General features: G+C 67.6%; 22 protein-coding genes and 1 pseudogene. 8 read left to right on the top strand and 15 right to left on the bottom strand.

From position 1 onward, the window contains the following. Positions 1 to 16: 16 nt before the first annotated feature. Both H0X91_RS04180 and H0X91_RS04185 read left to right on the top strand, forming a co-directional pair. Complete coding sequence (locus H0X91_RS04180; protein ID WP_006483987.1) at positions 17 to 508, top strand: peptidylprolyl isomerase; 492 nt, start codon at positions 17 to 19, stop codon at positions 506 to 508. A 27-nt stretch (positions 509 to 535) separates the two neighbouring features. Next, entirely contained in the window at positions 536 to 1,336 is an 801-nt protein-coding gene (locus tag H0X91_RS04185) for a UDP-2,3-diacylglucosamine diphosphatase (protein WP_006483982.1), read from the top strand. A gap of 58 nt (positions 1,337 to 1,394) precedes the next feature. On the opposite strand, the gene cysE is transcribed toward H0X91_RS04185, so the two are convergent. Next, a complete protein-coding gene (gene cysE / locus H0X91_RS04190; RefSeq protein WP_230205484.1) occupies positions 1,395 to 2,168 on the bottom strand; it encodes a serine O-acetyltransferase in 774 nt (257 codons plus the stop codon). A 295-nt stretch (positions 2,169 to 2,463) separates the two neighbouring features. Continuing rightward, positions 2,464 to 3,288, bottom strand: coding sequence for an RNA methyltransferase (locus H0X91_RS04195; RefSeq protein WP_006483995.1), 825 nt, complete (start codon positions 3,286 to 3,288; stop codon positions 2,464 to 2,466). A 282-nt stretch (positions 3,289 to 3,570) separates the two neighbouring features. Here H0X91_RS04195 and H0X91_RS04200 point away from each other — a divergent pair, with 282 nt between their 5' ends. Continuing rightward, positions 3,571 to 4,374, top strand: coding sequence for an inositol monophosphatase family protein (locus H0X91_RS04200; protein WP_006493635.1), 804 nt, complete (start codon positions 3,571 to 3,573; stop codon positions 4,372 to 4,374). Positions 4,375 to 4,681: 307 nt separating this feature from the next. Continuing rightward, positions 4,682 to 6,304 (top strand): NAD(P)/FAD-dependent oxidoreductase, encoded by a 1,623-nt coding sequence (locus tag H0X91_RS04205; protein ID WP_034201564.1) that lies wholly within the window; start codon positions 4,682 to 4,684, stop codon positions 6,302 to 6,304. Between the two features lie 122 nt (positions 6,305 to 6,426). Here the strand turns inward: H0X91_RS04205 and H0X91_RS04210 are convergent, their stop codons facing one another. Beyond that, a complete protein-coding gene (locus tag H0X91_RS04210; RefSeq protein ID WP_006484001.1) occupies positions 6,427 to 6,753 on the bottom strand; it encodes an EthD family reductase in 327 nt (108 codons plus the stop codon). Positions 6,754 to 7,105: 352 nt separating this feature from the next. Between H0X91_RS04210 and mutS the strand changes: the two genes are divergently transcribed. Continuing rightward, positions 7,106 to 9,763: a DNA mismatch repair protein MutS gene (gene mutS / locus H0X91_RS04215; RefSeq protein WP_062884442.1), complete on the top strand. Its 2,658-nt coding sequence runs from the start codon at positions 7,106 to 7,108 to the stop codon at positions 9,761 to 9,763. Positions 9,764 to 9,767: 4 nt separating this feature from the next. Then, positions 9,768 to 11,015, top strand: a complete 1,248-nt coding sequence (locus H0X91_RS04220; protein WP_077022005.1) for a hypothetical protein — start codon at positions 9,768 to 9,770, stop codon at positions 11,013 to 11,015. Here H0X91_RS04220 and H0X91_RS04225 read toward each other — a convergent pair. Then, a complete protein-coding gene (locus H0X91_RS04225) occupies positions 10,995 to 11,537 on the bottom strand; it encodes an FKBP-type peptidyl-prolyl cis-trans isomerase (RefSeq protein WP_006498638.1) in 543 nt (180 codons plus the stop codon). The two genes, H0X91_RS04220 and H0X91_RS04225, sit on opposite strands and share 21 nt — an antisense overlap. A 32-nt stretch (positions 11,538 to 11,569) precedes the next feature. On the opposite strand from H0X91_RS04225, the gene H0X91_RS04230 reads away from it, so the two are divergent. Both H0X91_RS04230 and H0X91_RS35305 read left to right on the top strand, forming a co-directional pair. Next, positions 11,570 to 12,790, top strand: a complete 1,221-nt coding sequence (locus tag H0X91_RS04230) for a cupin domain-containing protein (protein ID WP_196432825.1) — start codon at positions 11,570 to 11,572, stop codon at positions 12,788 to 12,790. Between the two features lie 56 nt (positions 12,791 to 12,846). Beyond that, positions 12,847 to 13,093 (top strand): annotated as a pseudogene (locus H0X91_RS35305) (hypothetical protein). On the opposite strand, the gene H0X91_RS04235 reads toward H0X91_RS35305, so the two are convergent. From H0X91_RS04235 to H0X91_RS04285, 11 genes are all read right to left on the bottom strand, one after another. Continuing rightward, entirely contained in the window at positions 13,094 to 13,297 is a 204-nt protein-coding gene (locus H0X91_RS04235; RefSeq protein WP_006487056.1) for a hypothetical protein, read from the bottom strand. It abuts the pseudogene before it with no gap. Between the two features lie 102 nt (positions 13,298 to 13,399). Continuing rightward, positions 13,400 to 14,176 carry an MBL fold metallo-hydrolase gene (locus H0X91_RS04240; RefSeq protein WP_058901597.1) on the bottom strand — a complete coding sequence of 259 codons (777 nt, stop codon included), beginning with the start codon at positions 14,174 to 14,176 and terminating at the stop codon, positions 13,400 to 13,402. A gap of 4 nt (positions 14,177 to 14,180) precedes the next feature. Then, positions 14,181 to 15,326 carry an outer membrane protein assembly factor BamC gene (gene bamC / locus H0X91_RS04245; protein WP_006487057.1) on the bottom strand — a complete coding sequence of 382 codons (1,146 nt, stop codon included), beginning with the start codon at positions 15,324 to 15,326 and terminating at the stop codon, positions 14,181 to 14,183. 111 nt (positions 15,327 to 15,437) lie between these two features. After that, a complete protein-coding gene (gene dapA, locus H0X91_RS04250) occupies positions 15,438 to 16,340 on the bottom strand; it encodes a 4-hydroxy-tetrahydrodipicolinate synthase (RefSeq protein WP_006487058.1) in 903 nt (300 codons plus the stop codon). A 46-nt stretch (positions 16,341 to 16,386) separates the two neighbouring features. Further along, entirely contained in the window at positions 16,387 to 16,989 is a 603-nt protein-coding gene (locus H0X91_RS04255) for a class I SAM-dependent methyltransferase (protein ID WP_012492702.1), read from the bottom strand. 8 nt (positions 16,990 to 16,997) lie between these two features. Further along, the gene (locus H0X91_RS04260) at positions 16,998 to 18,200 is read right to left on the bottom strand and encodes a tryptophan--tRNA ligase (RefSeq protein WP_006487046.1); all 1,203 of its coding nucleotides are present in this window, start codon (positions 18,198 to 18,200) and stop codon (positions 16,998 to 17,000) included. An 8-nt stretch (positions 18,201 to 18,208) separates the two neighbouring features. Beyond that, on the bottom strand, positions 18,209 to 18,871 hold the full coding sequence (locus H0X91_RS04265; protein WP_006487048.1) for a site-2 protease family protein: 663 nt from the start codon (positions 18,869 to 18,871) through the stop codon (positions 18,209 to 18,211). Between the two features lie 47 nt (positions 18,872 to 18,918). Next, positions 18,919 to 19,551, bottom strand: a complete 633-nt coding sequence (locus H0X91_RS04270; RefSeq protein ID WP_034201558.1) for an L-threonylcarbamoyladenylate synthase — start codon at positions 19,549 to 19,551, stop codon at positions 18,919 to 18,921. A gap of 69 nt (positions 19,552 to 19,620) precedes the next feature. Beyond that, positions 19,621 to 20,451: a 3',5'-nucleoside bisphosphate phosphatase gene (locus H0X91_RS04275; RefSeq protein ID WP_048984803.1), complete on the bottom strand. Its 831-nt coding sequence runs from the start codon at positions 20,449 to 20,451 to the stop codon at positions 19,621 to 19,623. Positions 20,452 to 20,532: 81 nt separating this feature from the next. Beyond that, a complete protein-coding gene (locus H0X91_RS04280; RefSeq protein WP_020979779.1) occupies positions 20,533 to 21,423 on the bottom strand; it encodes an alpha/beta fold hydrolase in 891 nt (296 codons plus the stop codon). A 177-nt stretch (positions 21,424 to 21,600) separates the two neighbouring features. Continuing rightward, entirely contained in the window at positions 21,601 to 22,458 is an 858-nt protein-coding gene (locus H0X91_RS04285) for a ferritin-like domain-containing protein (RefSeq protein WP_196432826.1), read from the bottom strand. Between the last annotated feature and the right edge of the window lie 107 nt (positions 22,459 to 22,565).

Below are 22,565 nucleotides of genomic sequence, written 5' to 3' on the forward strand. Positions count from 1 at the left end.
ACCGAAGGAATTCATCATGGTTGAACTGCATACGAACCACGGCGTGATCAAGCTCGAACTCGACGCCGCGAAGGCACCGAAGACGGTCGAAAACTTCCTGAACTACGTGAAGAAGGGCCATTACGACGGCACCGTGTTCCACCGCGTGATCAACGGCTTCATGATCCAGGGCGGCGGCTTCGAGCCGGGCCTGAAGCAGAAGCCGACCGACGCGCCGATCGACAACGAGGCGAACAACGGCCTGAAGAACGACAACTACACGATCGCGATGGCGCGCACGAACGATCCGCACTCGGCGACCGCCCAGTTCTTCATCAACGTGAACGACAACGACTTCCTGAACCACTCGTCGCCGACGCCGCAGGGCTGGGGTTACGCGGTGTTCGGCAAGGTCGTCGAAGGCCAGGACGTGGTCGACAAGATCAAGGGCGTCAAGACGGGCAACGCGGGCTTCCATCAGGACGTGCCGACCGACGACGTCGTGATCGAAAAGGCCGTGGTGGTCTGACGCACCAGCCGTCACGGAGGCACTTCGATGTTGCAGGAGAGTCCGCCGCGAAGCGTCTCCGCGGGCGTGCCGGGCGAGCGCGAGTACGCGCAAGCCGCACGCCCGTTCCTGTTTCTCTCCGATCTGCACCTGAGCGAAGCGATTCCGAAGACGGTCGCCGCGTTCGAGCATTTCGTGAAATACACCGCCGACAGCGCCGATTCGGTGTTCATCCTCGGCGACCTGTTCGAATACTGGATCGGCGACGACATCCTCGACGACGATCCGTTCGCCGCGCGCATGGCTGCGCTGATGCACACGTTCTCGGAGCGCGGCATCGCGCTCTACGTGATGCACGGCAACCGCGATTTCCTGCTCGGCCGGCGCTTCATGAAGGCGGCCGGTGCGATGCTGCTGCCCGACCCCTCGCTGATCATGGCGTTCGGCCAGCGCATCGTGCTCGCGCACGGCGACGCGCAATGCACGGCCGATCGCGGCTATCAGTTGTTCCGGCGCGTCGCGCGCAACCGCGTCGCGCAATGGCTGTTTCTCGCATGGCCGTTCCGCTGGCGCCGCGCGCTCGCGCAGCGCATGCGCTCGAACAGCGAAGCCGGCCGCATGCGCCCCGTGTCAGCGATCTACGACGTCACGCGGGAAGGCGTGGCCGCGCTGTTCCGGAAAAGTCGCGCAAGCGTGATCATTCACGGCCACACGCACCGCCCCGCGCGCCACGCGGAACCGGGCGGGATCCGCTGGGTACTGCCCGACTGGGATCTCGATCACGGCACGCCGCGCGGCGGCTATCTGCGCGTCGACGCGGAAGGCATCCACGCGATGCCGCTCGACTGACGCCACCGCTGCCGCTGTCGTCGCATCGACCGGCAGTCGTGGGCGCCCTGCTCGTTCGTTACATCTGGCGTTCGACCGTCTTGCCTTCCAGCACCGCGGACAGCCTGCGCAGGTCGAGGCGCGCCGCATCGGCGCCCTGCAGCGTTTCCAGATGCGTGCCGAGCCGCTCGAGCGCCGCGACGATCTCGTCGACGCGACGGCTCTCCTTCGCCGCGTGATCGATCAGCCCGTGAATCGCAAGCGACATCGGATCGTCGGCGTTCGGCGTGATCCCGTACGCGCAGAATGCCGCGCGCTCGGGTTGCGGCCTCGGCTGCGCCGGCATCACGATGCGCGCCGGGTTGCCGACCGCCGTGCCGCCGGGCGGCACCGGCTTGACGACCACCGCGTTCGAGCCGATCTTCGCGCCCGCGCCCACCGTGAAACCGCCGAGCACCTTCGCGCCAGCGCCGACGATCACGCCGGCCTCGAGCGTCGGATGGCGCTTCGCGCCGCGCGTGAGCGACGTGCCGCCCAGCGTCACGCCCTGATAGATCGTGCAGTCGTCGCCGATGATCGCCGTCTCGCCGATCACGACACCCATGCCGTGATCGATGAACACGCGCCGGCCGATCGTCGCGCCGGGGTGGATCTCGATCCCGGTCAGGAACCGGCCGGCCTGCGACGCGAACCGCGCGAGCCAGTAGCGCTTCGCGCGCCAGCAGGCGTGCGCGAAACGGTGCAGCACGAGCGCATGCAGCCCCGGATAACAGGTCAGCACTTCCCACGCACTGCGAGCGGCGGGATCCCGCTCGCGAATCGTTGCAACGTCTTCGCGCAGTCTCGTGAACATGATGTGATCTGGGAAAAGGCCGGCGCGCATCGCCGGCAATGCCGGCCGTTATCGCGCCGGGTAATTTGCTTATGACGTCCGGCGATTGTAGGGCCAGTCGCGCGCCGCCGCACGCGGTCGCGCGTTCACCCCGCCACCGGCGCGGGTATTCGGCCGGGACGGGTTTCCGGGGAGGCCCGTCGGGCGAAACTGCAGGGTTCGTCGCTTCCGGCGGATCACCGCATGGCCTGCCCGCCACCCACCACCCGCCGCATCCGTCGGACGCCCCGCACCCCGCGATCAGCGCGCCGGCCGCTTACGCGTCGCCGCCCGGTTTGCCCGACTTCAGCAGGATGTGCTTCGCGACGCCGCGCAGGATGTTGACCTCCTCGCGCTCGAGGCCCGTGCGCGCGAACAGCCGCCGCAGCCGCGGCATCAGCTTCTTCGGGTTGCGCGGATCGAGGAAGTCGAGCGCGATCAGCGCATGCTCGAGGTGCACGTACATCCGCTCGATCTCGTCGCTCTGCGCGAGCGTGCCGGCTTCGGCCGGCGGTTGCGCCGACGGCTCGCTCGCCTGCTCGAGAAACGCGACGCGCAACTCGTACGCGAGCACCTGCACGGCCTGCGCGAGGTTCAGCGAACTGTAGGCCGGATTCGCCGGAATGTGCGCGAGCGCGCTGCACTGCTCGACATGCTCGTTCGCGAGACCCGTACGCTCGTTGCCGAACACGAGCGCGATGTCGCCCGTGCCGACCTGCGCGCTCGCCTGCGCGGCGGCCGCGCGCGGCGCGAGCCGCGGCGGCCCGTATTCGCGCGTACGCGCGGTCAGCGCGATCGACCAGTGCACGCCGGACAGCGCTTCGCCGAGCGTCGACACGACATGCGCGGACGCGAGGACGTCGTCCGCGCCGCTGGCCATCGCGATCGCCTCCGGATCGCTCTGCACGTGCGGCACGCGCGGTGCGACCAGCACGAGGCGCGAGAAGCCCATCGTCTTCAGCGCGCGGGCGGCCGCCCCGACGTTGCCGGGATGGCTCGGCTCGACGAGCACGAAGCGGGTGGACGTGAAGCCGCCGGACGGCGGCGGGGACGAGGCCGCGCCCGATTCGGACGGCGCGGCGGTGTTCTGCGGGGTTTCCACTACGAGACGACTCGGTTCATCAGAATGGCCGTATGGTATCGCCATCGCTCCCGCAAACCCACTCGTCCGGATGGCCAGTGGGGGTTTCCCCGCATTCCGGTCGCCTGAAACCACCAAAAATCGGGTAAAATCATGCCTTTACGCGTTGCGCCGCGGCGCAGCGCGGGTCGTACCCCGCTCTTTGTCAATTCGCGTCTCACCTCGCCCCGGCACGCTTGCGCCGTTCCGGGCGGTTGTCCCACTTCGTGGCGGCCCGTGCCGCCGGCTACAGGATCCAGGCTCATGCATCCCATGCTCAACATTGCTGTCAAGGCTGCGCGCCGCGCCGGACAGATCATCAATCGCGCGTCCCTCGATCTCGACCTGATCGAGATCCGCAAGAAGCAGCAGAACGACTTCGTCACCGAAGTGGACAAGGCCGCCGAAGACGCGATCATCGAGACGCTGAAGACCGCCTACCCCGACCACGCGATCCTCGCGGAGGAATCGGGCGAATCCGACAACGAATCCGAATTCAAGTGGATCATCGATCCGCTCGACGGCACGACCAACTTCATCCACGGCTTCCCGTATTACTGCGTATCGATCGCGCTCGAGCACAAGGGCGTCGTCACGCAGGCCGTCGTCTACGATCCGAACAAGAACGACCTGTTCACGGCCACCCGCGGCCGCGGCGCATACCTGAACGACCGCCGCATCCGCGTCGGCCGCCGCGACCGCCTGGCAGACGCACTGGTCGGCACGGGCTTCCCGTTCCGCGAGAAGGACGGCCTCGACGCCTACGCGCGCCTCTTCACCGAAATGACGCAGGCCTGCACGGGCCTGCGCCGTCCGGGCGCGGCGGCACTCGATCTCGCGAACGTCGCGGCCGGCCGCCTCGACGCGTTCTTCGAGCAAGGCATCAACGTGTGGGACATGGCAGCGGGCAGCCTGCTGATCACCGAGGCCGGCGGCCTCGTCGGGAACTACACGGGCGACGCCGATTTCCTGCATCGCCACGAGATCGTCGCCGCGAACCCGAAGATCTACGCGCAGATGATCCCGATCCTGAACCGCTACAGCCGCGTGCATCCGGCAGCGGAGTAAGCCCGGGCCGCGCCCGCGTGGCGCGGCTTTCGCGCAAACCGCTCGCAGGCATCGTCACGCTGGCGCGCCGATCGCCCCGGAACGCGGGACAATCTTCCGTGCACACGGGTCGCTTCGTGCGCCTATCCTGAAGTTGCCCGAGTTGCCTGGGGCCGGCCGGCGTATCGCCGCCCGCGCCGCTGGTCGCGCAATGCCAGCGAAGGGTTTGCGTCCGGCATGCCCGCGCGGCGACAACGCCGCCGCCGGCATGCCGGCCCCGCCTGTATCAACACCGCCACGGCGCCGTGGCAATCGCATCCGAGTCCTCATGTTACGGCTAAGCGAAATTAAACTCCCCCTCGACCACCCCGAGAGCGCGCTCGAGGCCGCAATTCGCGCGCGCCTCGCGGAGCTTGGCGTGGCGGCAGACGGGCTGCTCCGTTACACCGTGTTCCGCCGCGCGCACGACGCGCGCAAGCGCGCGGACATCAAGCTCACGTACATCGTCGATGTCGAAGTCAAGGACGAAGCGGCCGCGCTCAAGCACATCGCCGGCAAGCCGCATTGCGGCGTGACGCCCGACATGGCGTACCACTTCGTCACGAAGGCGCCCGAACACGCCGATTTCCTGCGCCCGGTCGTGATCGGCATGGGGCCGTGCGGCCTGTTCGCGGGGCTGATCCTCGCGCAGATGGGGTTCCGTCCCATCATCCTCGAACGCGGCAAGGCCGTGCGCGAACGCACCAAGGACACGTTCGGCCTGTGGCGCAAGAGCGTGCTCAATCCCGAATCCAACGTGCAGTTCGGCGAAGGCGGCGCAGGGACGTTCTCCGACGGCAAGCTGTACAGCCAGATCAAGGATCCGAACCACTATGGCCGCAAGGTGCTCGACGAATTCGTCAAGGCCGGCGCGCCCGAGGACATCCTGTACCTGAGCCGCCCGCACATCGGCACGTTCCGCCTCGTCAGCATGGTGGAAAAAATGCGCGCGTCGATCCACGAACTCGGCGGCGAAGTGCGCTTCGAAACCCGTGTCGACGATATCGAAATCGACCAGGGCAAGGTGCGCGCGCTCAAGCTGTCGAACGGGGAAACGTTGCGGTGCGACCGCGTGGTGCTGGCCGTGGGCCACAGCGCGCGCGACACGTTCCAGATGCTGCACGACCGCGGCGTCTATATCGAAGCGAAACCGTTCTCGCTCGGTTTCCGCATCGAGCATCCGCAGGGGTTGATCGACCGCAGCCGCTTCGGCAAGTTCGCGGGTCACAAGCAGCTCGGCGCGGCCGACTACAAGGTGGTCCACCACTGCAGCAACGGGCGCGCGGTCTACAGCTTCTGCATGTGCCCGGGCGGCACGGTGGTCGCCGCGACCTCGGAGCCGGGCCGCGTCGTCACCAACGGGATGAGCCAGTATTCCCGCGCGGAGCGCAATGCGAATGCGGGCATCGTCGTCGGCATCACGCCGGACGACTATCCGGGCGGCCCGCTCGCCGGCATCGCGTTCCAGCGCAAATGGGAGGAACGCGCGTTCGAACTCGGCGGCGGCGACTACCGCGCGCCGGGCCAGCTGGTCGGCGATTTCATCGCGGGCCGGCCGTCGACGTCGCTGGGCTCCGTGGAGCCGTCGTACAAGCCCGGCGTGAATCCGACCGACCTCAGCACCGCGCTGCCGGACTACGTGATCGAAGCGATCCGAGAGGCGCTGCCCGAGATCGACAAGAAGATCGCCGGCTTCGCGATGCACGACGCCGTGCTCACCGGTGTGGAGACACGCACGTCGTCGCCGATCCGGATTCGCCGGAAGGACGACTACCAGAGCATGAACGTCGAAGGCCTGTATCCGGCCGGCGAAGGCGCCGGCTATGCGGGCGGCATCTATTCGGCCGCGATCGACGGTATCGAAGTCGCGCAAGCGGTGGCGCTCAGCCTGATGTCGGGACACGCGTCCTGAACTGCGGGACAGGGCCGGCGCACGCAGGTTCGTGACCTGGGCGCGGCCGGCCTGCCTGCGCCGCGACAGCGCGGGCGCCACGCCATACGCTGATGCGGTGCCGGGTGATAGCCGAACCTCGGTCAGTCTTCCGAACGCTCCACGACCACCTCGCTGATTTGCAGCACCGGTTGTATATCCGTGTAATTGGCGATGTCGGCCATGATCTCCTGCGCGTGCGGGTCGCGGGCTGCCTGGAAAGCTTCGACGGACGTACAGACGAAGTCACACTTGGCCACGTAAACCGGGTCGGCGCCAGGCGCACCGCCTGCGATGCCCTTGTCCACCGTGTAGTACAGACATGCCGCGCCGAGTCGCTGTTTCACCATCGGCATATGCGTCTCGCGGTAGTACGCATGGTCGAATCGCGCGCCTGCGGTGTACGGATACATGACACTGACTTTGATCATCGGATTGGTTCTCCTGTTGCGGCACGGTAATCGAGGCGCCGCCGCCCGCGAGACGAGTCCGAGGTCGCCGATACAGGCATGGCCGACCTTTGTTCCGGAATCGGTGTACTCGTTCTTGCGATTGTAAGCACCGGTGAACCCGTCTTGCCAGTTCGGTGGCAACGGGTGCCCCATGATGCCGCAGCGGCTCGGTGCTGTCAGATGCTTTGCAGGTCGGCAGCCGGGAGAAGCCGTCTTTCAAATCGCGACTGCCCGGCACCACCGGCAATCGGCCGAATGGCCAACTTCGCACGTTCACGTCGACGCCACTGGTAAACTCGGGCAACCCAAGCAACAACTTCATGCCTGATCTATGACCACGCTGTCGCCCGAGGCCTTTGCCGGCCACACCCCAATGATGCAGCAGTACCTGCGCATCAAGGCCGATCATCCGGACACGCTCGTCTTCTACCGGATGGGCGACTTCTACGAGTTGTTCTTCGAGGATGCGGAAAAAGCGGCGCGCCTGCTCGACCTGACCCTCACGCAGCGCGGCGCGTCGGCCGGCACACCGATCAAGATGGCCGGCGTCCCGCATCACGCGGTCGAGCAATACCTGGCGAAGCTCGTGAAGATGGGCGAATCGGTCGCGATCTGCGAGCAGATCGGCGATCCGGCCACGTCGAAGGGCCCGGTCGAACGCAAGGTCGTGCGCGTCGTCACGCCCGGCACGCTGACCGATGCCGCGCTGCTGTCCGACAAGAACGACGTCTACCTGCTCGCGATGTGCACCGGCCACAACAAGCGTGGCGTCGCGGTCAATATCGGCCTCGCGTGGCTGAACCTCGCGAGCGGCGCATTGCGGCTCGCCGAAATCGAGCCCGAGCAGCTTGCCGCCGCGCTCGAACGCATCCGGCCGGCCGAAATCCTGACGCCGGACGGTGCAACCGACGCCATTCCGGCCGGCGCGGGCGCCAGCAAGCGCGTGCCGGCCTGGCACTTCGACATCGCGTCGGGCACGCAGCGCCTGTGCGACCAGCTCGATGTCGCGAGCCTCGACGGATTCGGTGCGCATTCGCTGACGAGCGCGTGCGGCGCGGCCGGCGCGCTGCTGCTCTATGCCGCGGCCACGCAAGGCCAGCAACTGCGGCACGTGCGCAGCCTGAAGGTCGAGAACGAAACCGAATACATCGGGCTCGACCCGGCCACGCGCCGCAACCTCGAACTGACCGAGACGCTGCGCGGCACCGAGTCGCCCACGCTGTATTCGCTGCTCGACACCTGCTGCACGACGATGGGCAGCCGTCTGCTGCGTCACTGGCTGCATCACCCGCCGCGTGCGTCGGTCGCCGCGCAGTCGCGCCAGCAGGCGATCGGCGCGCTGCTCGACGCGCCGGCCAACGCGAGCCTCGATGCGCTGCGCAGCGCGCTGCGCCAGATCGCCGACGTCGAACGGATCACCGGGCGGCTCGCGCTGCTGTCCGCGCGCCCGCGCGACCTGTCGAGCCTGCGCGACACGTTCGCCGCGCTGCCGGCGCTGCGCGAGCGCATCAGCGCGATCGTCGCGAACGCCGATGCGCTCGCGCGCGTCGACGCGGCGCTCGCGCCGCCCGCCGAATGCCTCGACCTGCTGACGAGCGCGATCGCCACCGAGCCGGCCGCGATGGTGCGCGACGGCGGCGTGATCGCGCGCGGCTACGATGCCGAGCTCGACGAGCTGCGCGACATTTCGGAGAACTGCGGTCAGTTCCTGATCGATCTCGAAGCGCGCGAGCGCGCGCGCACCGGCATCGCGAACCTGCGTGTCGAATACAACAAGGTGCACGGCTTCTACATCGAGGTCACGCGCGGCCAGACCGACAAGGTGCCCGACGATTACCGCCGCCGCCAGACGCTGAAGAACGCCGAGCGCTACATCACGCCGGAACTGAAGACCTTCGAGGACAAGGCGCTGTCCGCTCAGGAACGCGCGTTGGCGCGCGAGCGCGCGCTGTACGACTCGGTGCTGCAGGCGCTGCTGCCGTTCATCCCCGAATGCCAGCGCGTCGCCTCGGCCCTCGCCGAGCTCGACCTGCTCGCCGCCTTCGCCGAACGCGCACGCGCGCTCGACTGGGTCGCGCCGACCTTCACCGACGAGATCGGCATCGAAATCGAACAGGGTCGCCATCCGGTCGTCGAAGCGCAGGTCGAGCAGTTCATCGCGAACGACTGCCGGTTCGGTCCCGAACGCAAGCTGCTGTTGATCACCGGCCCGAACATGGGTGGTAAGTCGACGTTCATGCGGCAGACCGCGCTGATCGCGCTGATGGCGTACGTCGGCAGCTACGTGCCGGCGAAGTCGGCCTGCTTCGGCCCGATCGACCGGATCTTCACGCGCATCGGCGCGGCCGACGATCTCGCGGGCGGCCGCTCGACCTTCATGGTCGAGATGACCGAAGCCGCGGCGATCCTCAACGACGCGACGCCGCAAAGCCTCGTGCTGATGGACGAGATCGGCCGCGGCACGTCGACCTTCGACGGCCTTGCGCTCGCCTGGGCCATCGCGCGCCACCTGCTGGCGCACAACGCGTGCTACACGCTGTTCGCGACGCACTACTTCGAGCTGACGCAACTGCCGGCCGAGTTCCCGCAAGCGGCGAATGTCCATCTGTCGGCCGTCGAGCACGGCCACGGGATCGTGTTCCTGCACGCGGTGAACGAGGGCCCGGCGAACCAGAGCTACGGCCTTCAGGTCGCGCAGCTCGCGGGCGTCCCGGCACCGGTGATCCGCGCCGCGCGCAAGCACCTCGCGTATCTCGAACAGCAGTCGGCGTCCCAGCACACGCCGCAACTCGACCTGTTCAGCGCGCCGCCGGCGGCAATCGACGACCTCGAATGCGCGGACGCGCCGGCGCTGCCCGACACGCCGCATCCGGTGCTCGAAAAGCTGCGCGACATCGATCCCGACGATCTCAAGCCGCGCGAGGCGCTCGACCTGCTGTACGAGCTGCGCACGCTGGTCCGGTCGCACGATGCCGACGGGCACGCGTAAGCGCATGCCGCGGGGCCTGCCAGCCCGCGCCGCCGCCGCGCTCGTCACGGCGGCGCTTGCCTTCGCGCAGGCGGATGCGCTGGCCGCGCCCCCCAAGCGCAGCGCGGCGCCCTACTCGTTCGCCGTCGTGTCGGGCGTCATCAACGTCCCGGCGGACGAGCCGGCCGCGCAGCGGCTGCTCGATGCGATCGCACGCGAACGCAACCTCGCGTTCGTCGTCTACGCGGGCGATCTCAAAGGCTCGAAGGAAGCATGCCGCGACGCGCTGTATTCGCAGCGCGGCGCGATCCTGGATTCAGCACGCGTGCCGCTCGTGTTCATTCCCGGCCACGACGACTGGATCGCCTGCAACACGGCGGCCGGCGGCGGCTACGACCCGGTCGAGCGGCTCGATTTCCTGCGGCAGACGCTGCTCGCCGATTCGGTGCTGCCCGACCCCGGTGCGCTGCAGATCACGCGCGAGAGCGAAGTCGCGCGGTTCCGGCCGTATCGCGAGAACGCACGCTGGATGCGCGACGACATCGTCTACGTCGCCCTCAATGCACCGGCGCCGAACAATCATTATTTGACGGCGGGCGGCCGCAACGGCGAATTCGAGGATCGCATCATCGCGAACGGCTTCTGGATCGACCACGCAGCCGAATATGCGAAGCGGCGCGAGGCGCGCGCGATGGTGGTGATTTTCGAAGGCGATCCACAGTTCGAACGCTATGAACGCGCGGAGCGCTTCGCATGGCTGCGTTTCAACCGGCCGCGCGTGCGCGACGGCTTCCGTGAGCTGAAACGAACGCTGGTGAAGGCGGCGGCGACATTCCGCGGCCCGATCCTGGTGATGCATGCGAGTGGCGAACCGCTGGCGAACGGCTTTCTGATCGATCGTCCGCTGCATGCCGACGACGGTGAACTGGTAGGAAACGTGACGCGCGTCGCGATCGGACCGCGCCATCCGGCGAATCAGTGGGTGAAGGTGAGCGTCTCGCCGGCGCGGCAGACGATCTTCAACGTGAGCCTCCAGGAGGTGCCGAAGAACCTGCCGGTGCCGCCCACGCTGCCGCTCGTGCCGCGCGACGACGTGCCGCTGCCGCAGATGCCGGAAATTCCTGCGCTGCCGGCGCTGCCCGACGCGTCGTCGGTCGCGCCGCCGCTGCAGGGCGACGGCGCCGCACCGGGCGGCGCGTCGTGGCCGGCACCGCCTCCCGCATCGGGGCCGGCGCCGGGCCTGCCGGCAAGCTCAGTGCAGGGTACGCCCTGACGGCGCTTCGCCGTCTTCGTCGTCGTCCTCGTCGATGATCTCGAGCCCTTCCGCGCCATGCGCGTGCTCGTGCTCGATTTCGTCTTCGGTGGCTTCGCGGACGTCCTTCACGGTCAGCGCGAAACGCAGCGCCATGCCGGCCAGCGGGTGATTGCCGTCGAGCACGACCTTGTCTTCGGCGATATCGGTGACCGTGTAGATCAGCGAGTCGACTTCCTCGTCGCCGTCTTCCGGCGTGCCTTCGAACTGCATGCCGACCTCGAGGGGCTCGGGAAAACGGTCGCGCGGCTCGATCTTCACGAGTTCGGGATCGTAGTCGCCGAACGCGTCCTGCGGCTCGAGCTGAACCTGTGCCTGGTAGCCCGCCTCGTGGCCGTCGAGCTGTTCCTCGATCTTGGGGAACGTGCCATCATAGCCGCCGTGCAGATAGACCATCGGCTCGTCGCTTTCCTCGATCAGATTGCCCTGTGCGTCCGACAGCTTGTAAGTAACCGACACGACGGTGTTTTTTGCGATTTTCATCCAATTCTCCCAAATACAAGTCTCATTATACGATGCGCAACCGGTCTCAAGCCGAACCGCGGGATGCCGCTGCCGCCCCGCTCGGCGCGCCGCCTTCCGATCTTCCCACGCCGCTGCTCGGCGGCCTCACGCCGGCGCAATTCATGCGCGGCTACTGGCAAAAGAAGCCGCTGCTGATCCGCCAGGCGATCCCCGGCGTCACGTCGCCGGTCACGCGCGATGCATTGTTCGAGCTCGCCGCCGACTATGACGCGGAATCGCGATTGATCACCCATTTTCGTAACAAGTGGCAACTGGCGCACGGTCCGTTCGAGCCCGATTCGCTGCCTTCGGTCACGCGCAAATCCTGGACCCTGCTCGTGCAGGGGCTCGACCTGCACGTCGACGCCGCGCGCGCGTTGCTCGACCGCTTCCGTTTCATCCCCGACGCGCGGCTGGACGACCTGATGATCTCGTATGCGACCGACGGCGGCGGCGTCGGCCCGCACTTCGATTCGTATGACGTATTCCTGCTGCAGATCGAAGGCCGGCGCCGCTGGCGGGTCGGCGCGCAGAAGGATCTGTCGCTGCAGCCGGACGTGCCGCTGAAGATCCTCGAAAACTTCGAGCCGAGCGACGAATGGGTGCTGGAACCCGGCGACATGCTGTACCTGCCGCCGCACATCGCGCACGATGGCGTCGCCGAAGGCGAATGCATGACCTGCTCGATCGGCTTCCGGGCCCCGTCCGTCGGCGAGCTGGGCGCCCAGTTCCTGTACTACCTCGCGGAGCGCGGCGGCCTGCGCGACGCGAACGGGGACGACCTCTACCGCGATCCGAAGCAGCCGGCCGTCGACGCGCCCGCGCAACTGCCGCCGGCCATGGTCGAACGTGTCGCCGAGATCGTCGATGCGATCCGCTGGCGCAAGCGCGACGTCGCCGAATTCCTCGGCTGCTACCTGAGCGAGCCCAAATCCAACGTCGTTTTCGACCCGCCCGAGCGTCCGCTGTCCGAAGCCGCGTTCGTCACGCAAGCGTCACGCCGTGGCGTGTGTCTCGACAGAAGGGCCGCATTGATGTATAACGCGCGCTCGTACTTCATTAATGGCGAGGAAGGACCGCTCGAGCAAGCCGGTGAATGGCTGCCCGAACTGGCCAATCAACGCCAGATGGAGGCGAAACGGTTTGTAACACTATCCCGGGTTCCTTCAATGACAGCCTTGTTGCACGAGTGGTATCGTGCGGGCTGGATACGGGTCGGAAACCGGAATTAGTGTGAGTCGCCCCGTATGCCCGTACAGATCAAATTCTGTATGGGAAAGACAACGTATTGACCCCGCATTTGTCGACGGTCGATAGGAAAGTGCATATAATTTCCGCCCAAGCCGTAGGGAAGATTCACGCTCTAAGAAGTGCATCTCCACCAGCGGCCCAGGTCGGTGTTGGAGCACATTACCGGTATTGTTTCGCGCTGTTGCTTACCTTTAACCATAAAAGGACGTGATCATGAAGAAATCCCTCCTCGTAGCTTCCCTGTTGGCTGCTGTTGCACTGGCTGCTTGCAACAAGAGCGCTGATCAAGCTGCTTCGTCGGCTGCAAGCGACGCGGCTGCTGCCGCTTCGTCGGCTGCTTCGGCAGTTGCTGGTGCTGCGAGCGACGCTTCGGCTGCTGCTTCGTCGGCAACGGCTGCTGCGAGCGACGCTGCTGCTGCAGTGGCGTCGGCTGCTTCGGCAGCGACGGCTGCTCCGGCTTCGGGCGCAAGCCAGTAAGCCTTCAGCATCAGCTGAAAAAAACCGGCCCGAGGGCCGGTTTTTTTACGTCTGCCGCTTTCGAATCGAGCACGCGGCAGCCGTGTCGAGCCGCCGCGGCGGCCCTCCCCCGCTCATCCGAGCATCAGCCAGTCGAAGCCCGCGTCCTGCGAGGCCACGATCACGTCTTCCCCGTCCGTCCCGAGCACACCGCCAAACGCCTGGCGGGCCAGTTCTGGCAGGTTGTTCTGCTGGCTCAGATGGGCCGCCACCAGGTGCTGGAGACGGCTGCGTTCGAGCGACGCGAGAATCTCGGCCGCCGCGTCGTTGCTCAGGTGGCCGTGGTTGCCGCCGATCCGCGCCTTCAGCGACTGCGGATAGCGGCTGGCGGCCAGCATCGCGGTATCGTGGTTGGATTCGAGCACCAGCGCGTCACAGCCGCTCAGGACGGCCGTGATGTGCGGCGTGGCCATCCCGACGTCCGTCAGCACGCCGAGCCGGCGGTTTCCGTCCATGAAGACGAACTGGAGCGGTTCCCGCGCGTCGTGGGGGACCGTATAGGGCATCACGGCCAGATCGCGTATCGCGGCCGTCTCGTCGCCCCACAGCACGTGGAGATCGACATCGACCTCGTCCGCGCCGACCGCACGCGCGGTGCCCCAGCTCATGTAGAGCGGCAACGACGCGCGACGCGCGAGCGTCAGCGCGCTGCCGACGTGGTCGCTGTGTTCATGGGTAATGAGGATCGCGTCGAGATCGGCGACGCCGAGATTCAGTCGGCCGAGCCGGCGCTCGACCTCCTTGGCGGAAAAGCCGCAGTCGAGCAGCACGCGGGTGGTCGTCGTGCCGCTCGAGGCCTCGACGACCAGCGCGTTGCCTTCGCTGCCGCTTCCGAGGCTGGCGAATCGCACGCGCTCAGTTCAGCTGCGCGTGCAGCAGCGAAATGAGCCTCTGCGCGTCCGACGAGTTGTCGATCTGGCCATTCGCGCCGACCACCGCGACCTGCGTGCCGCCATTGCCCTGTGCACGCACGTTGATCAGATATTCCTTGCCGGGCTTGGCTGCCGACGGACCACCGTAGAACAGCTTGCCGAACAGGCCGTCACGCTTGAGCTCTTCCATCGAATTCGCGTAGCGCACGGTGTACACGCCCTTCTCGCGATCGCGATTGTCGACCGTGAAGTTGGTCCGGTCGAGCGCCAGGCCCACGCGCAGCCACGCGCGGTCGAACGACTCGGCCAGCTGCAGCGTCGCCGCGCCGCCGCTCGTATCGCTGACCTGCGCCGGCGCCGTCGCGGGACGCGCATCGGTCAACAGCTGCTTCGCCTGCGCGTCGGTCAGGCCGAACTTCTGCATCAGCTTCGACAGGAACACGGCTTCGAGCACCGGATTGCGCGGACGCTCTTCCCAGCGCGACGACGTGCCGCCCTGCGGGCCGACCATCATTTCTTCCATCGCGCTGTGCGTGATCGAGATGTCGGTGTTGCCGTCCGACGTGCGGTTCACGAGCGTGCGGAAGCGGTCGCGCGTGCCCGACGAATACGCGAAATCGATGACCCGGCCGATCGTGCGGCGGAACCAGTCGTCCGGAATGTTCGCGCGGTTCTCGGCCCAGTCGGTGGCCATGATGCCCGTCGACGGCGCATCGGTCTTCAGCGAGAAGCCGTTCTCCTGCCAGAATTCCTTCAGGATCGGCCACAGCTGCTCGGGCGTGCGGCCGTCGACGACGAGCCAGCGGCGATCGCCGTCGCGCTCGATATGCATGCCAAGCGGATCCTGCGCGCTCGGGATGCCGTCGGTCGCATTGCCTGCTTGCGTCGTGGCCCGCGGCGGCAGCGTGCCGAGCCCGGCATTGGTCGGCGGCGCGACGAACTGCTGCGTCGTCGGGACCGGCTTCAGGTCGCTCGGCACCGCGAGCGGCGGCGCCGACCCGGTGTTCTTGTAGTTGACCCGGTCAGGGGCCAGGTAGTCGTTCAGCGTATCGCAGCCAGCGAGCGCGCCCAGCGCCAGCGCCACCACCGACAGCTGGATGGCGCGAGAGGAAAAGGCGAAACGTTTCATGAAATCCTTCGTCTTGCTAGAACGCTCGTCAGGAGCGGCGCCGGACGGAGCCGGCCGGTGCGGGTTGATCAGGGGTCGAGCCGGCGGCCGCAGGACGCGGCCGCCTCGGCATCAGAGGACGCCGGCCTCGACGAGGGCCGAACGCACGGCATCGTGGCAGCGCTCGTCGAGCGCCGTGAGCGGCAGCCGGATGCCGCCCTGCATCTTGCCCATCGCCTGCAGCGCCCACTTCACCGGGATCGGGTTCGCTTCGATGAACAGGTTCTTGTGCAGCGACAGCAGCTTCATGTGCAGCGCGCGGGCTGTCTGCACGTCGCCGGCCAGCGCCGCGCGGCACAGCTCGCTCATCGCGCGCGGCGCGACGTTCGCGGTCACCGAGATGTTGCCGTGGCCGCCGAGCAGCATCAGCGCGATCGCGGTCGGATCGTCGCCGCTGTAGATCGCGAAGTGCTTCGGCGCAGCCTTGATCAGGTGCGCGGCACGATCGATGTTGCCGGTCGCTTCCTTCACGCCGATGATGCCCGGCACGTCAGCGAGGCGCAGCGTCGTCTCGTGCGCCATGTCCGCGACCGTCCGGCCCGGCACGTTGTACAGGATCACCGGCAGGTCGACCGCTTCGGCGATCGTCCGGAAGTGGCGGTACATGCCTTCCTGCGTCGGCTTGTTGTAGTACGGCACGACCTGCAGCGTCGCGTCCGCGCCGACGGCCTTCGCATGCTTCGTCAGCTCGATCGCCTCGGCGGTCGAATTGCCGCCCGCGCCCGCGATGATCGGGATGCGTTTCGCCGCATGCTCGACCGCCGTGCGGATCATCAGGATGTGCTCTTCGACGTTGAGCGTTGCCGATTCGCCGCTCGTACCGACGACGACCAGCGCATCGGTGCCTTCCGCGATGTGCCAGTCGATCAGTTTGCGAAACGCCGGCAGGTCGAGACTGCCGTCTTCGAGCATCGGGGTGACGATCGCGGGGATGCTGCCGCGGATTTGAATGCCGTCTTGGGTGCCGTTAGCCATGAAACGCGATTGATTGTGTACCGGTAAACGTTGAGATTGTAGCGGATTAGCCGGGCAGTTCGTAACGTGGAATTCCCGCCCCCGCCTTCGGGGTCGCGCCCTCGCGCACTGCGCTCAGACGCTGGACGAACGCCTCGCGCGGCGCGGCGATGAAACCGTCCTCGTACGCGACCACCCGCAGGTGGCCGTGCACGGCGTCCAGCAGCTCGCCCGGGGCGAGCAGGAACGCGGGGTTGGACGGTTTTCCGACCGTTTCGTTTCCTTGCGCGAAAGTTTCGTAAATCAGCACGCCGCCCGGCGCCACGGCATCGCGCAGATGGGGCCAGAGCGGGCGATGCAGATAGTTCGTGACGATCACGGCCGCGAACCGCTCGCCGGCCGGCAGCGGCCATGGCGCGCCTTCGAGATCGGCCTCGCGGGCGTCGACGCCGGGAATCGCGCGCAACGCGGCGAGCGCGGCCGGATCGCGGTCGAGCGCGACGACCGGATGCCCGCGCGACGCGAACCAGCGCGCATGGCGGCCGCCGCCCGCGGCGACGTCGAGCACCGCGCCGCCGGCCGGCACGAGCCGCGCCCATTGCGCGACCCAGCGCGACGGCCCGGCCTGGCCGACGTGACCGCCCGCGGCGGCGATGACGGATTCGCTCATGCGCCGGATCAGTTGTACGACAGGCCCATCGCGTCGCGCACGTCGCGCATCGTTTCCGTCGCGTACTTGCGCGCCTTGTCGCAACCGTCCGCGACGATCGCGCGCAGCAGCGACGGATCGTCCATGTACTTCTGCGCACGCTCGAGCATCGGCTGCTGTTCGCGCAGGATGCCTTCGACGACCGGCTGCTTGCAGTCGAGGCAGCCGATACCCGCCGAGCGACAGCCCTTCTGCACCCACTCGTGCGTCGCTTCGTCCGTGTAGACCTGGTGAAGCTGCCACACCGGGCACTTGTCGGGATCGCCCGGATCGGTGCGGCGCACGCGCGCGGGATCGGTCGGCATCGTGCGGACCTTCTTCGTGATCGTCTCGGCGTCTTCGCGCAGGCCGATCGTGTTGCCGTACGACTTGGACATCTTCTGCCCGTCGAGGCCCGGCATCCGCGACGCTTCGGTCAGCAGCGCCTGCGGCTCGACCAGGATGATCTTGCGCGCGCCTTCGAGATAGCCGAACAGGCGCTCGCGGTCGCTCATCGACAGGCTTTGCGACTCCTGCAGCATCGCGCGCGCCTGTTCGAGCGCCTCGTCATCGCCCTCCTGCTGGTACGCATTGCGCAGCTCGTGATAGAGCTTCGCGCGCTTGCCGCCGAGCTTCTTCGCGGCTTCGAGCGCCTTCTCCTCGAAACCGGGCTCGCGGCCGTACAGGTAGTTGAAGCGGCGCGCGATCTCGCGCGTCATCTCGACGTGCGGCACCTGGTCCTCGCCGACCGGCACGAGCGAGCCGCGATACAGCAGGATGTCGGCGGCCATCAGCACCGGGTAGCCGAGGAAGCCGTAGGTGGACAGGTCCTTGTCCTTCAGCTTCTCCATCTGCTCCTTGTAGGTCGGCACGCGTTCGAGCCAGCCGAGCGGCGTGCTCATGCCGAGCAGCAGTGCGAGTTCCGCGTGCTCGGGCACCTTGCTCTGGATGAACAGCGTCGCCTGCGCCGGATCGATGCCGGACGCGAGCCAGTCGATCAGCACGTCCCACACGTTCTTCTCGATGACCTCGGGCGTCTCGTAGTGCGTCGTCAGCGCGTGCCAGTCGACGACGCAGAAGAAGCACGGGTACTCGGACTGCAGCTTCACCCAGTTTTTCAGCACGCCGTGGTAATGACCGAGGTGCAGCGACCCGGTGGGTCGCATGCCGGAGAAAATACGTTCTGGGAACATGATTGTCGTTAGAAAAGCGAGGCGAAGGGAGACAGGATGGCGCTCAGGACGGCGTAGCCGACATTGACGAGCGGACGCAGCCAGAAGTTCGTCAGCACGCCCGTCGTGACGAGCACGAGGACGATGATGAAACCGTACGGCTCGATGCGCGACAGCGCGATCGATTGCCTGGTCGGCAGCAGCGCCGCCAGGATGCGGCCGCCGTCGAGCGGCGGCAGCGGAAACAGGTTCAGCACGCCGAGCACGAGGTTCGCGCTGACGCCGGCGAGCGCCATCCGCGTGAAGAACGGCTCGTCGACACCCACGGCCGGCAGCACGAGGGTCAGCAGGCCCCAGACGAGCGCCTGCACGAAGTTGCACGCGGGCCCAGCGAGCGCGACCCACAAACTGCCCCAGCGCGGATTGCGCAGGTTGCCGAACGACACCGGCACCGGCTTCGCATAGCCGAACAGGAACGCGCCGCCGGTCAGGAAGTACATCGCGAGCGGAATCGCGATCGTGCCGAGCGGATCGATGTGGCGCATCGGATTGAACGACACGCGCCCCATCACGTAGGCGGTATTGTCGCCGAGCAGGCGCGCGGCGTAGCCATGCGCGGCCTCGTGCAGCGTGATCGCGAAGATCACGGGCAGCGCGTAGACGGCGATGGTCTGTATCAGGGAAGCATCCATATCGCGTTATTGTAACAAGCGCACTCGCGCAAAAATGGCACCGCGCGTCATGCGGCCGAGAGTCCGAACGGTTCGAGTGCCCCGCGCCCCGCGCGGATGAGTTCGGGCGCGTCGCCGGTCAGGTCGATCACCGTCGACGGTTCGCGCGGGCACGCGCCGCCGTCGATCACGAGGTCGACCTGTTTCTCGAGCCGCGTGCGGATTTCGTCGGGATCGTTCAGCGGTTCGTCGTCCGGCGGCAGGATCAGCGTGGTGCCGAGCAGCGGCTGGCCGAGCGACTCCAGCAGCGCGAGCGTGATCGCGTGATCGGGCACGCGCAGCCCGATCGTCTTGCGCGACGGATGCGACAGCCGGCGCGGCACTTCCTTCGTCGCCTGCAGGATGAACACGTACGGGCCCGGCGTCACCGACTTGATCTGCCGGTACTGGCGGTTGTCGACCATCGCGAAGTTGGCGAGCTCCGACAGGTCGCGCACCAGCAGCGACAGGTGCTGCTTCTCGTCGAGGCCGCGAATCCGGCGCACGCGCTCGACCGCGTCCTTGTCGTCGAGATGGCACGCGAGCGCATAGCTCGAATCGGTCGGCATCGCGATCACGCCGCCCTTGCTGACGATCTCCACCGCCTGCTTGATCAGGCGCGGCTGCGGATTATCCGGATGAATCCTGAAGAACTGGGACATGGGGATACGTAAAGAGGGAGAAGTCGGATGCGCGCATCGGCAACGCGGGCGGCCCGAAGCCGCCCGGCGTCAGAGCCAGCGCTCCCAGACCGGTGTCAGGTCGGGCGGCAACGGCGGCAGGCTGCCGAGCTCGATGCGGCCCTCCCCGGGCGCATGGAAATCCGAGCCGCGCGACACTTCGAAGCCGAAGCGGCGCGCCACGTCCGCGTATTCGCGGTACTGGTCGGGCGTGTGGCTGCCCGTGATGACCTCGATCGCGCGGCCGCCGAGATCGATGAACTCGCCGAAGAATGCGTCGAATTCGACCGACGTATAGCGATAGCGGCCCGGGTGCGCGACCACCGCTTCGCCGCCCGCCGCGCGGATCCAGCCGACCGCGTCGGACAGGGACGCCCAGCGATGCGGGACGAAGCCGGGCTTGCCGTCGCCGAGCAGGCGGTCGAATACGTCCGACGTCGATTCGGCATGGCCGTTTTCAACGAGAAAGCGCGCGAAGTGCGTGCGCGAAATCAGGTCGGGATTCGATACGTATTTCAGCGCGCCTTCGTACGCGCCGGGAATGCCGAGCGTCGCGAGCTGCTCCGCGATCGCCAGCGCGCGCGCCGCGCGGCCGTGACGCGTGCGGTACAGGCCGTCGACCAGCGCCGGATGGGCGGGATCGATGTGCAGACCGACGATGTGCACGGTGCGCGATGCCCACGTGACCGAGATCTCGACGCCGCTCAGGTAGCGCATGCCGAGCGCTTCCGCCTCGCTGCGCGCCGCCGCCTGGCCGCCGATCTCGTCGTGGTCGGTCAGCGCCCACAGGGTCACGCCGCCCGCATGCGCGCGGCGCGCGACGTCGGCAGGCGACAGCAACCCGTCGGAAACATTGGAATGGCAGTGGAGATCGGCGTTCATTGTCGGCATGGCAGGTAAGGCCTCATTCTACTGCAACGCGGCAATTGCGCCGCCTGCCTGGCCTGCCGCGGCGCCGCGCGCCTACGCGCAGAACGCCTCGATCAACGCCGCGATCTGCTCGGGCTGGTCGTGATGCACCATGTGGCCGGCATCCTCGACGAGCTTCTCGCGCCAGTCGGGGAATGCGTCGAAGCGCGCCTTGAATTCGGGTAGCGGGATGTCGCCGGCGAGATGCGCGAGCGTCGGCGAATTGACCGCCTCGACGTGCAGTACCTTCGCGCGCACCTGCTTCCAGATCGCCATCACTTCGTCGAGCCGGTACAGCAGCGGGCCCGGCATCTTGTGCGCCGGATCGGCCAGCAAGTGGTAGAGGCCGTCGTCGCCGCGTCTCGACCAGTGCGCGGCGAGAAACGCGGCGCGGCGCGGGTCGAGCCGCGGATTGGTCTTGATCAGGCGCGCCGCCACGTCGTCGAGGGACGCATACGGCCGCAGCGCGGGCGGCTCGCGCAGCTCGTCCAGCCAGCCGCGCAGCCGGCGCGGCGCCTGTTCGGCGCGGGCCGGCGCGAGCCCGAACCCTTCGAGGTCGACCACCCGGCGCACACGTTCCGGCCGGGCGCCGGCGTACAGGCACACGACGTTCGCACCCATGCTGTGTCCGACCAGGTTGACCTCGCCGGTCGGCGCGTAGCGGTCGACGAGCGCATCGAGGTCACCGAGGTATTCGTGGAACCAGTAGTGGCCGCCGCCCTGCCGCGCCACCGGCCAGTCGGACAGCCCGAAGCCGCGCGCATCGGGCGCGATCACCTGCCAGTCGCCCGCGAGCGCATCGACGACGAACTGGAACGACGCCGCGACGTCCATCCAGCCGTGCAGCATGAACAGCGTCGGCGCATCGGGCCGGCCCCAGCGCCGCACATGCAGCTGGACGCCGCGCACCGTGACGAAATCGGAAACAGAACTCGAGGCACTCATCGCAGCCGCCAAAAAAAGAATGGTCGTTCGATTATAGCGGTGGCGCCCCGGTTCCGGCGGCCGGCAATCGAGGTACCGCTCTAGCGGCGAGGTCTTACGGAGCCTGGCAGGAAGGCGCCATGGGCCGGCTGCGCAAGCCGGCCGGCGGCCAACCCGGCCCAGCCGGACAGGATCCGGCTAATGCGCGGCGCGCCCGTCCGCCGCGTCCTGCGCGGCCAGTTCGTCGAGTTCGGCCTGCTCGAAGCCGGCATCGCGCCGCGCATCGAAATTGAACGGGCCGCGCAGCCGTGGCGCGTGGTATTGCTCGGCGAGCTGCCGATAGGTCGGCACGGGGTCGCGGCCGGCAGCATCGCACAAATGGCGGAACCAGCGGTTGCCGATCGCGACATGGCCGATTTCGTCGCGCAGGATCACGTCGAGGATCGCGGCCGACGCATCGTCGCCCGCCTGCACGAGCCGCGCGCGGATCGGCGGCGACGCGTCGAGCCCGCGGGCCTCGAGCGTCCGCGGCACGAGCGCCATCCGCGCGAGCACATCGTCCCTGGTTCGCTCGCACATCTCCCACAGCCCGTTGTGCGCGGGAAAATCGCCGTATGCGTGCCCGAATGCCGCGAGCCGGTCGGACAGCAGCGTGAAATGATAGGCCTCCTCGGCCGCGACCTTCAGCCAGTCTGCATAGAACGCGTCGGGCATGCCCGCGAAGCGCCAGACGGCGTCGAGCGCCAGGTTGATCGCATTGAATTCGATATGGGCGAGCGCGTGCAGCAGCACGGCGCGCCCTTCGGACGAGCGCATGCTGCGCCGCTCGAGCTGGCGCGGCTCGACGAGCGGCGGCCGCGCCGGGCGCCCGGGCAGATCGGCCGGTTCGCGCAGTTGCAGCGACGGCGCGATCGCGGCCTGCCCGGCCCGCAGCGCATCGTGCAGCGCGCGCACCTGCGCGGCCTTGGCCGCCGGCTCGGCAATACGCAGCGCGTCGAGCGCGACGCGACGCACACAGGCCGGCGCCTGGCCGAAAGAGGAAGACTCCATGCTCATAAACGGGGACACCTTGCGTACGCATCGCGGGAGCATCGGCACGCGACGGTTTACAATATGCGTTTGTTCTGCAGCGCCAGGCGCCGGGCAAACCGGACGCGCCATTC

Source organism: Burkholderia sp. 9777_1386, from assembly GCF_015712265.1.
GTDB classification, from domain to species: Bacteria; Pseudomonadota; Gammaproteobacteria; order Burkholderiales; family Burkholderiaceae; genus Burkholderia; species Burkholderia cenocepacia.

Coding starts and splice junctions, on each gene's coding strand:
- H0X91_RS04180 (WP_006483987.1), top strand. CDS start 17: ATGGTTGAACTGCATACGAACCACGGCGTGATCAAGCTCGAACTCGAC.
- H0X91_RS04185 (WP_006483982.1), top strand. CDS start 536: ATGTTGCAGGAGAGTCCGCCGCGAAGCGTCTCCGCGGGCGTGCCGGGC.
- cysE (WP_230205484.1), bottom strand. CDS start 2,168: ATGTTCACGAGACTGCGCGAAGACGTTGCAACGATTCGCGAGCGGGAT.
- H0X91_RS04200 (WP_006493635.1), top strand. CDS start 3,571: ATGCATCCCATGCTCAACATTGCTGTCAAGGCTGCGCGCCGCGCCGGA.
- H0X91_RS04205 (WP_034201564.1), top strand. CDS start 4,682: ATGTTACGGCTAAGCGAAATTAAACTCCCCCTCGACCACCCCGAGAGC.
- H0X91_RS04210 (WP_006484001.1), bottom strand. CDS start 6,753: ATGATCAAAGTCAGTGTCATGTATCCGTACACCGCAGGCGCGCGATTC.
- mutS (WP_062884442.1), top strand. CDS start 7,106: ATGACCACGCTGTCGCCCGAGGCCTTTGCCGGCCACACCCCAATGATG.
- H0X91_RS04220 (WP_077022005.1), top strand. CDS start 9,768: ATGCCGCGGGGCCTGCCAGCCCGCGCCGCCGCCGCGCTCGTCACGGCG.
- H0X91_RS04225 (WP_006498638.1), bottom strand. CDS start 11,537: ATGAAAATCGCAAAAAACACCGTCGTGTCGGTTACTTACAAGCTGTCG.
- H0X91_RS04230 (WP_196432825.1), top strand. CDS start 11,570: ATGCGCAACCGGTCTCAAGCCGAACCGCGGGATGCCGCTGCCGCCCCG.
- H0X91_RS04235 (WP_006487056.1), bottom strand. CDS start 13,297: ATGCTGAAGGCTTACTGGCTTGCGCCCGAAGCCGGAGCAGCCGTCGCT.
- bamC (WP_006487057.1), bottom strand. CDS start 15,326: ATGAAACGTTTCGCCTTTTCCTCTCGCGCCATCCAGCTGTCGGTGGTG.
- dapA (WP_006487058.1), bottom strand. CDS start 16,340: ATGGCTAACGGCACCCAAGACGGCATTCAAATCCGCGGCAGCATCCCC.
- H0X91_RS04255 (WP_012492702.1), bottom strand. CDS start 16,989: ATGAGCGAATCCGTCATCGCCGCCGCGGGCGGTCACGTCGGCCAGGCC.
- H0X91_RS04260 (WP_006487046.1), bottom strand. CDS start 18,200: ATGTTCCCAGAACGTATTTTCTCCGGCATGCGACCCACCGGGTCGCTG.
- H0X91_RS04265 (WP_006487048.1), bottom strand. CDS start 18,871: ATGGATGCTTCCCTGATACAGACCATCGCCGTCTACGCGCTGCCCGTG.
- H0X91_RS04270 (WP_034201558.1), bottom strand. CDS start 19,551: ATGTCCCAGTTCTTCAGGATTCATCCGGATAATCCGCAGCCGCGCCTG.
- H0X91_RS04275 (WP_048984803.1), bottom strand. CDS start 20,451: ATGAACGCCGATCTCCACTGCCATTCCAATGTTTCCGACGGGTTGCTG.
- H0X91_RS04280 (WP_020979779.1), bottom strand. CDS start 21,423: ATGAGTGCCTCGAGTTCTGTTTCCGATTTCGTCACGGTGCGCGGCGTC.
- H0X91_RS04285 (WP_196432826.1), bottom strand. CDS start 22,458: ATGAGCATGGAGTCTTCCTCTTTCGGCCAGGCGCCGGCCTGTGTGCGT.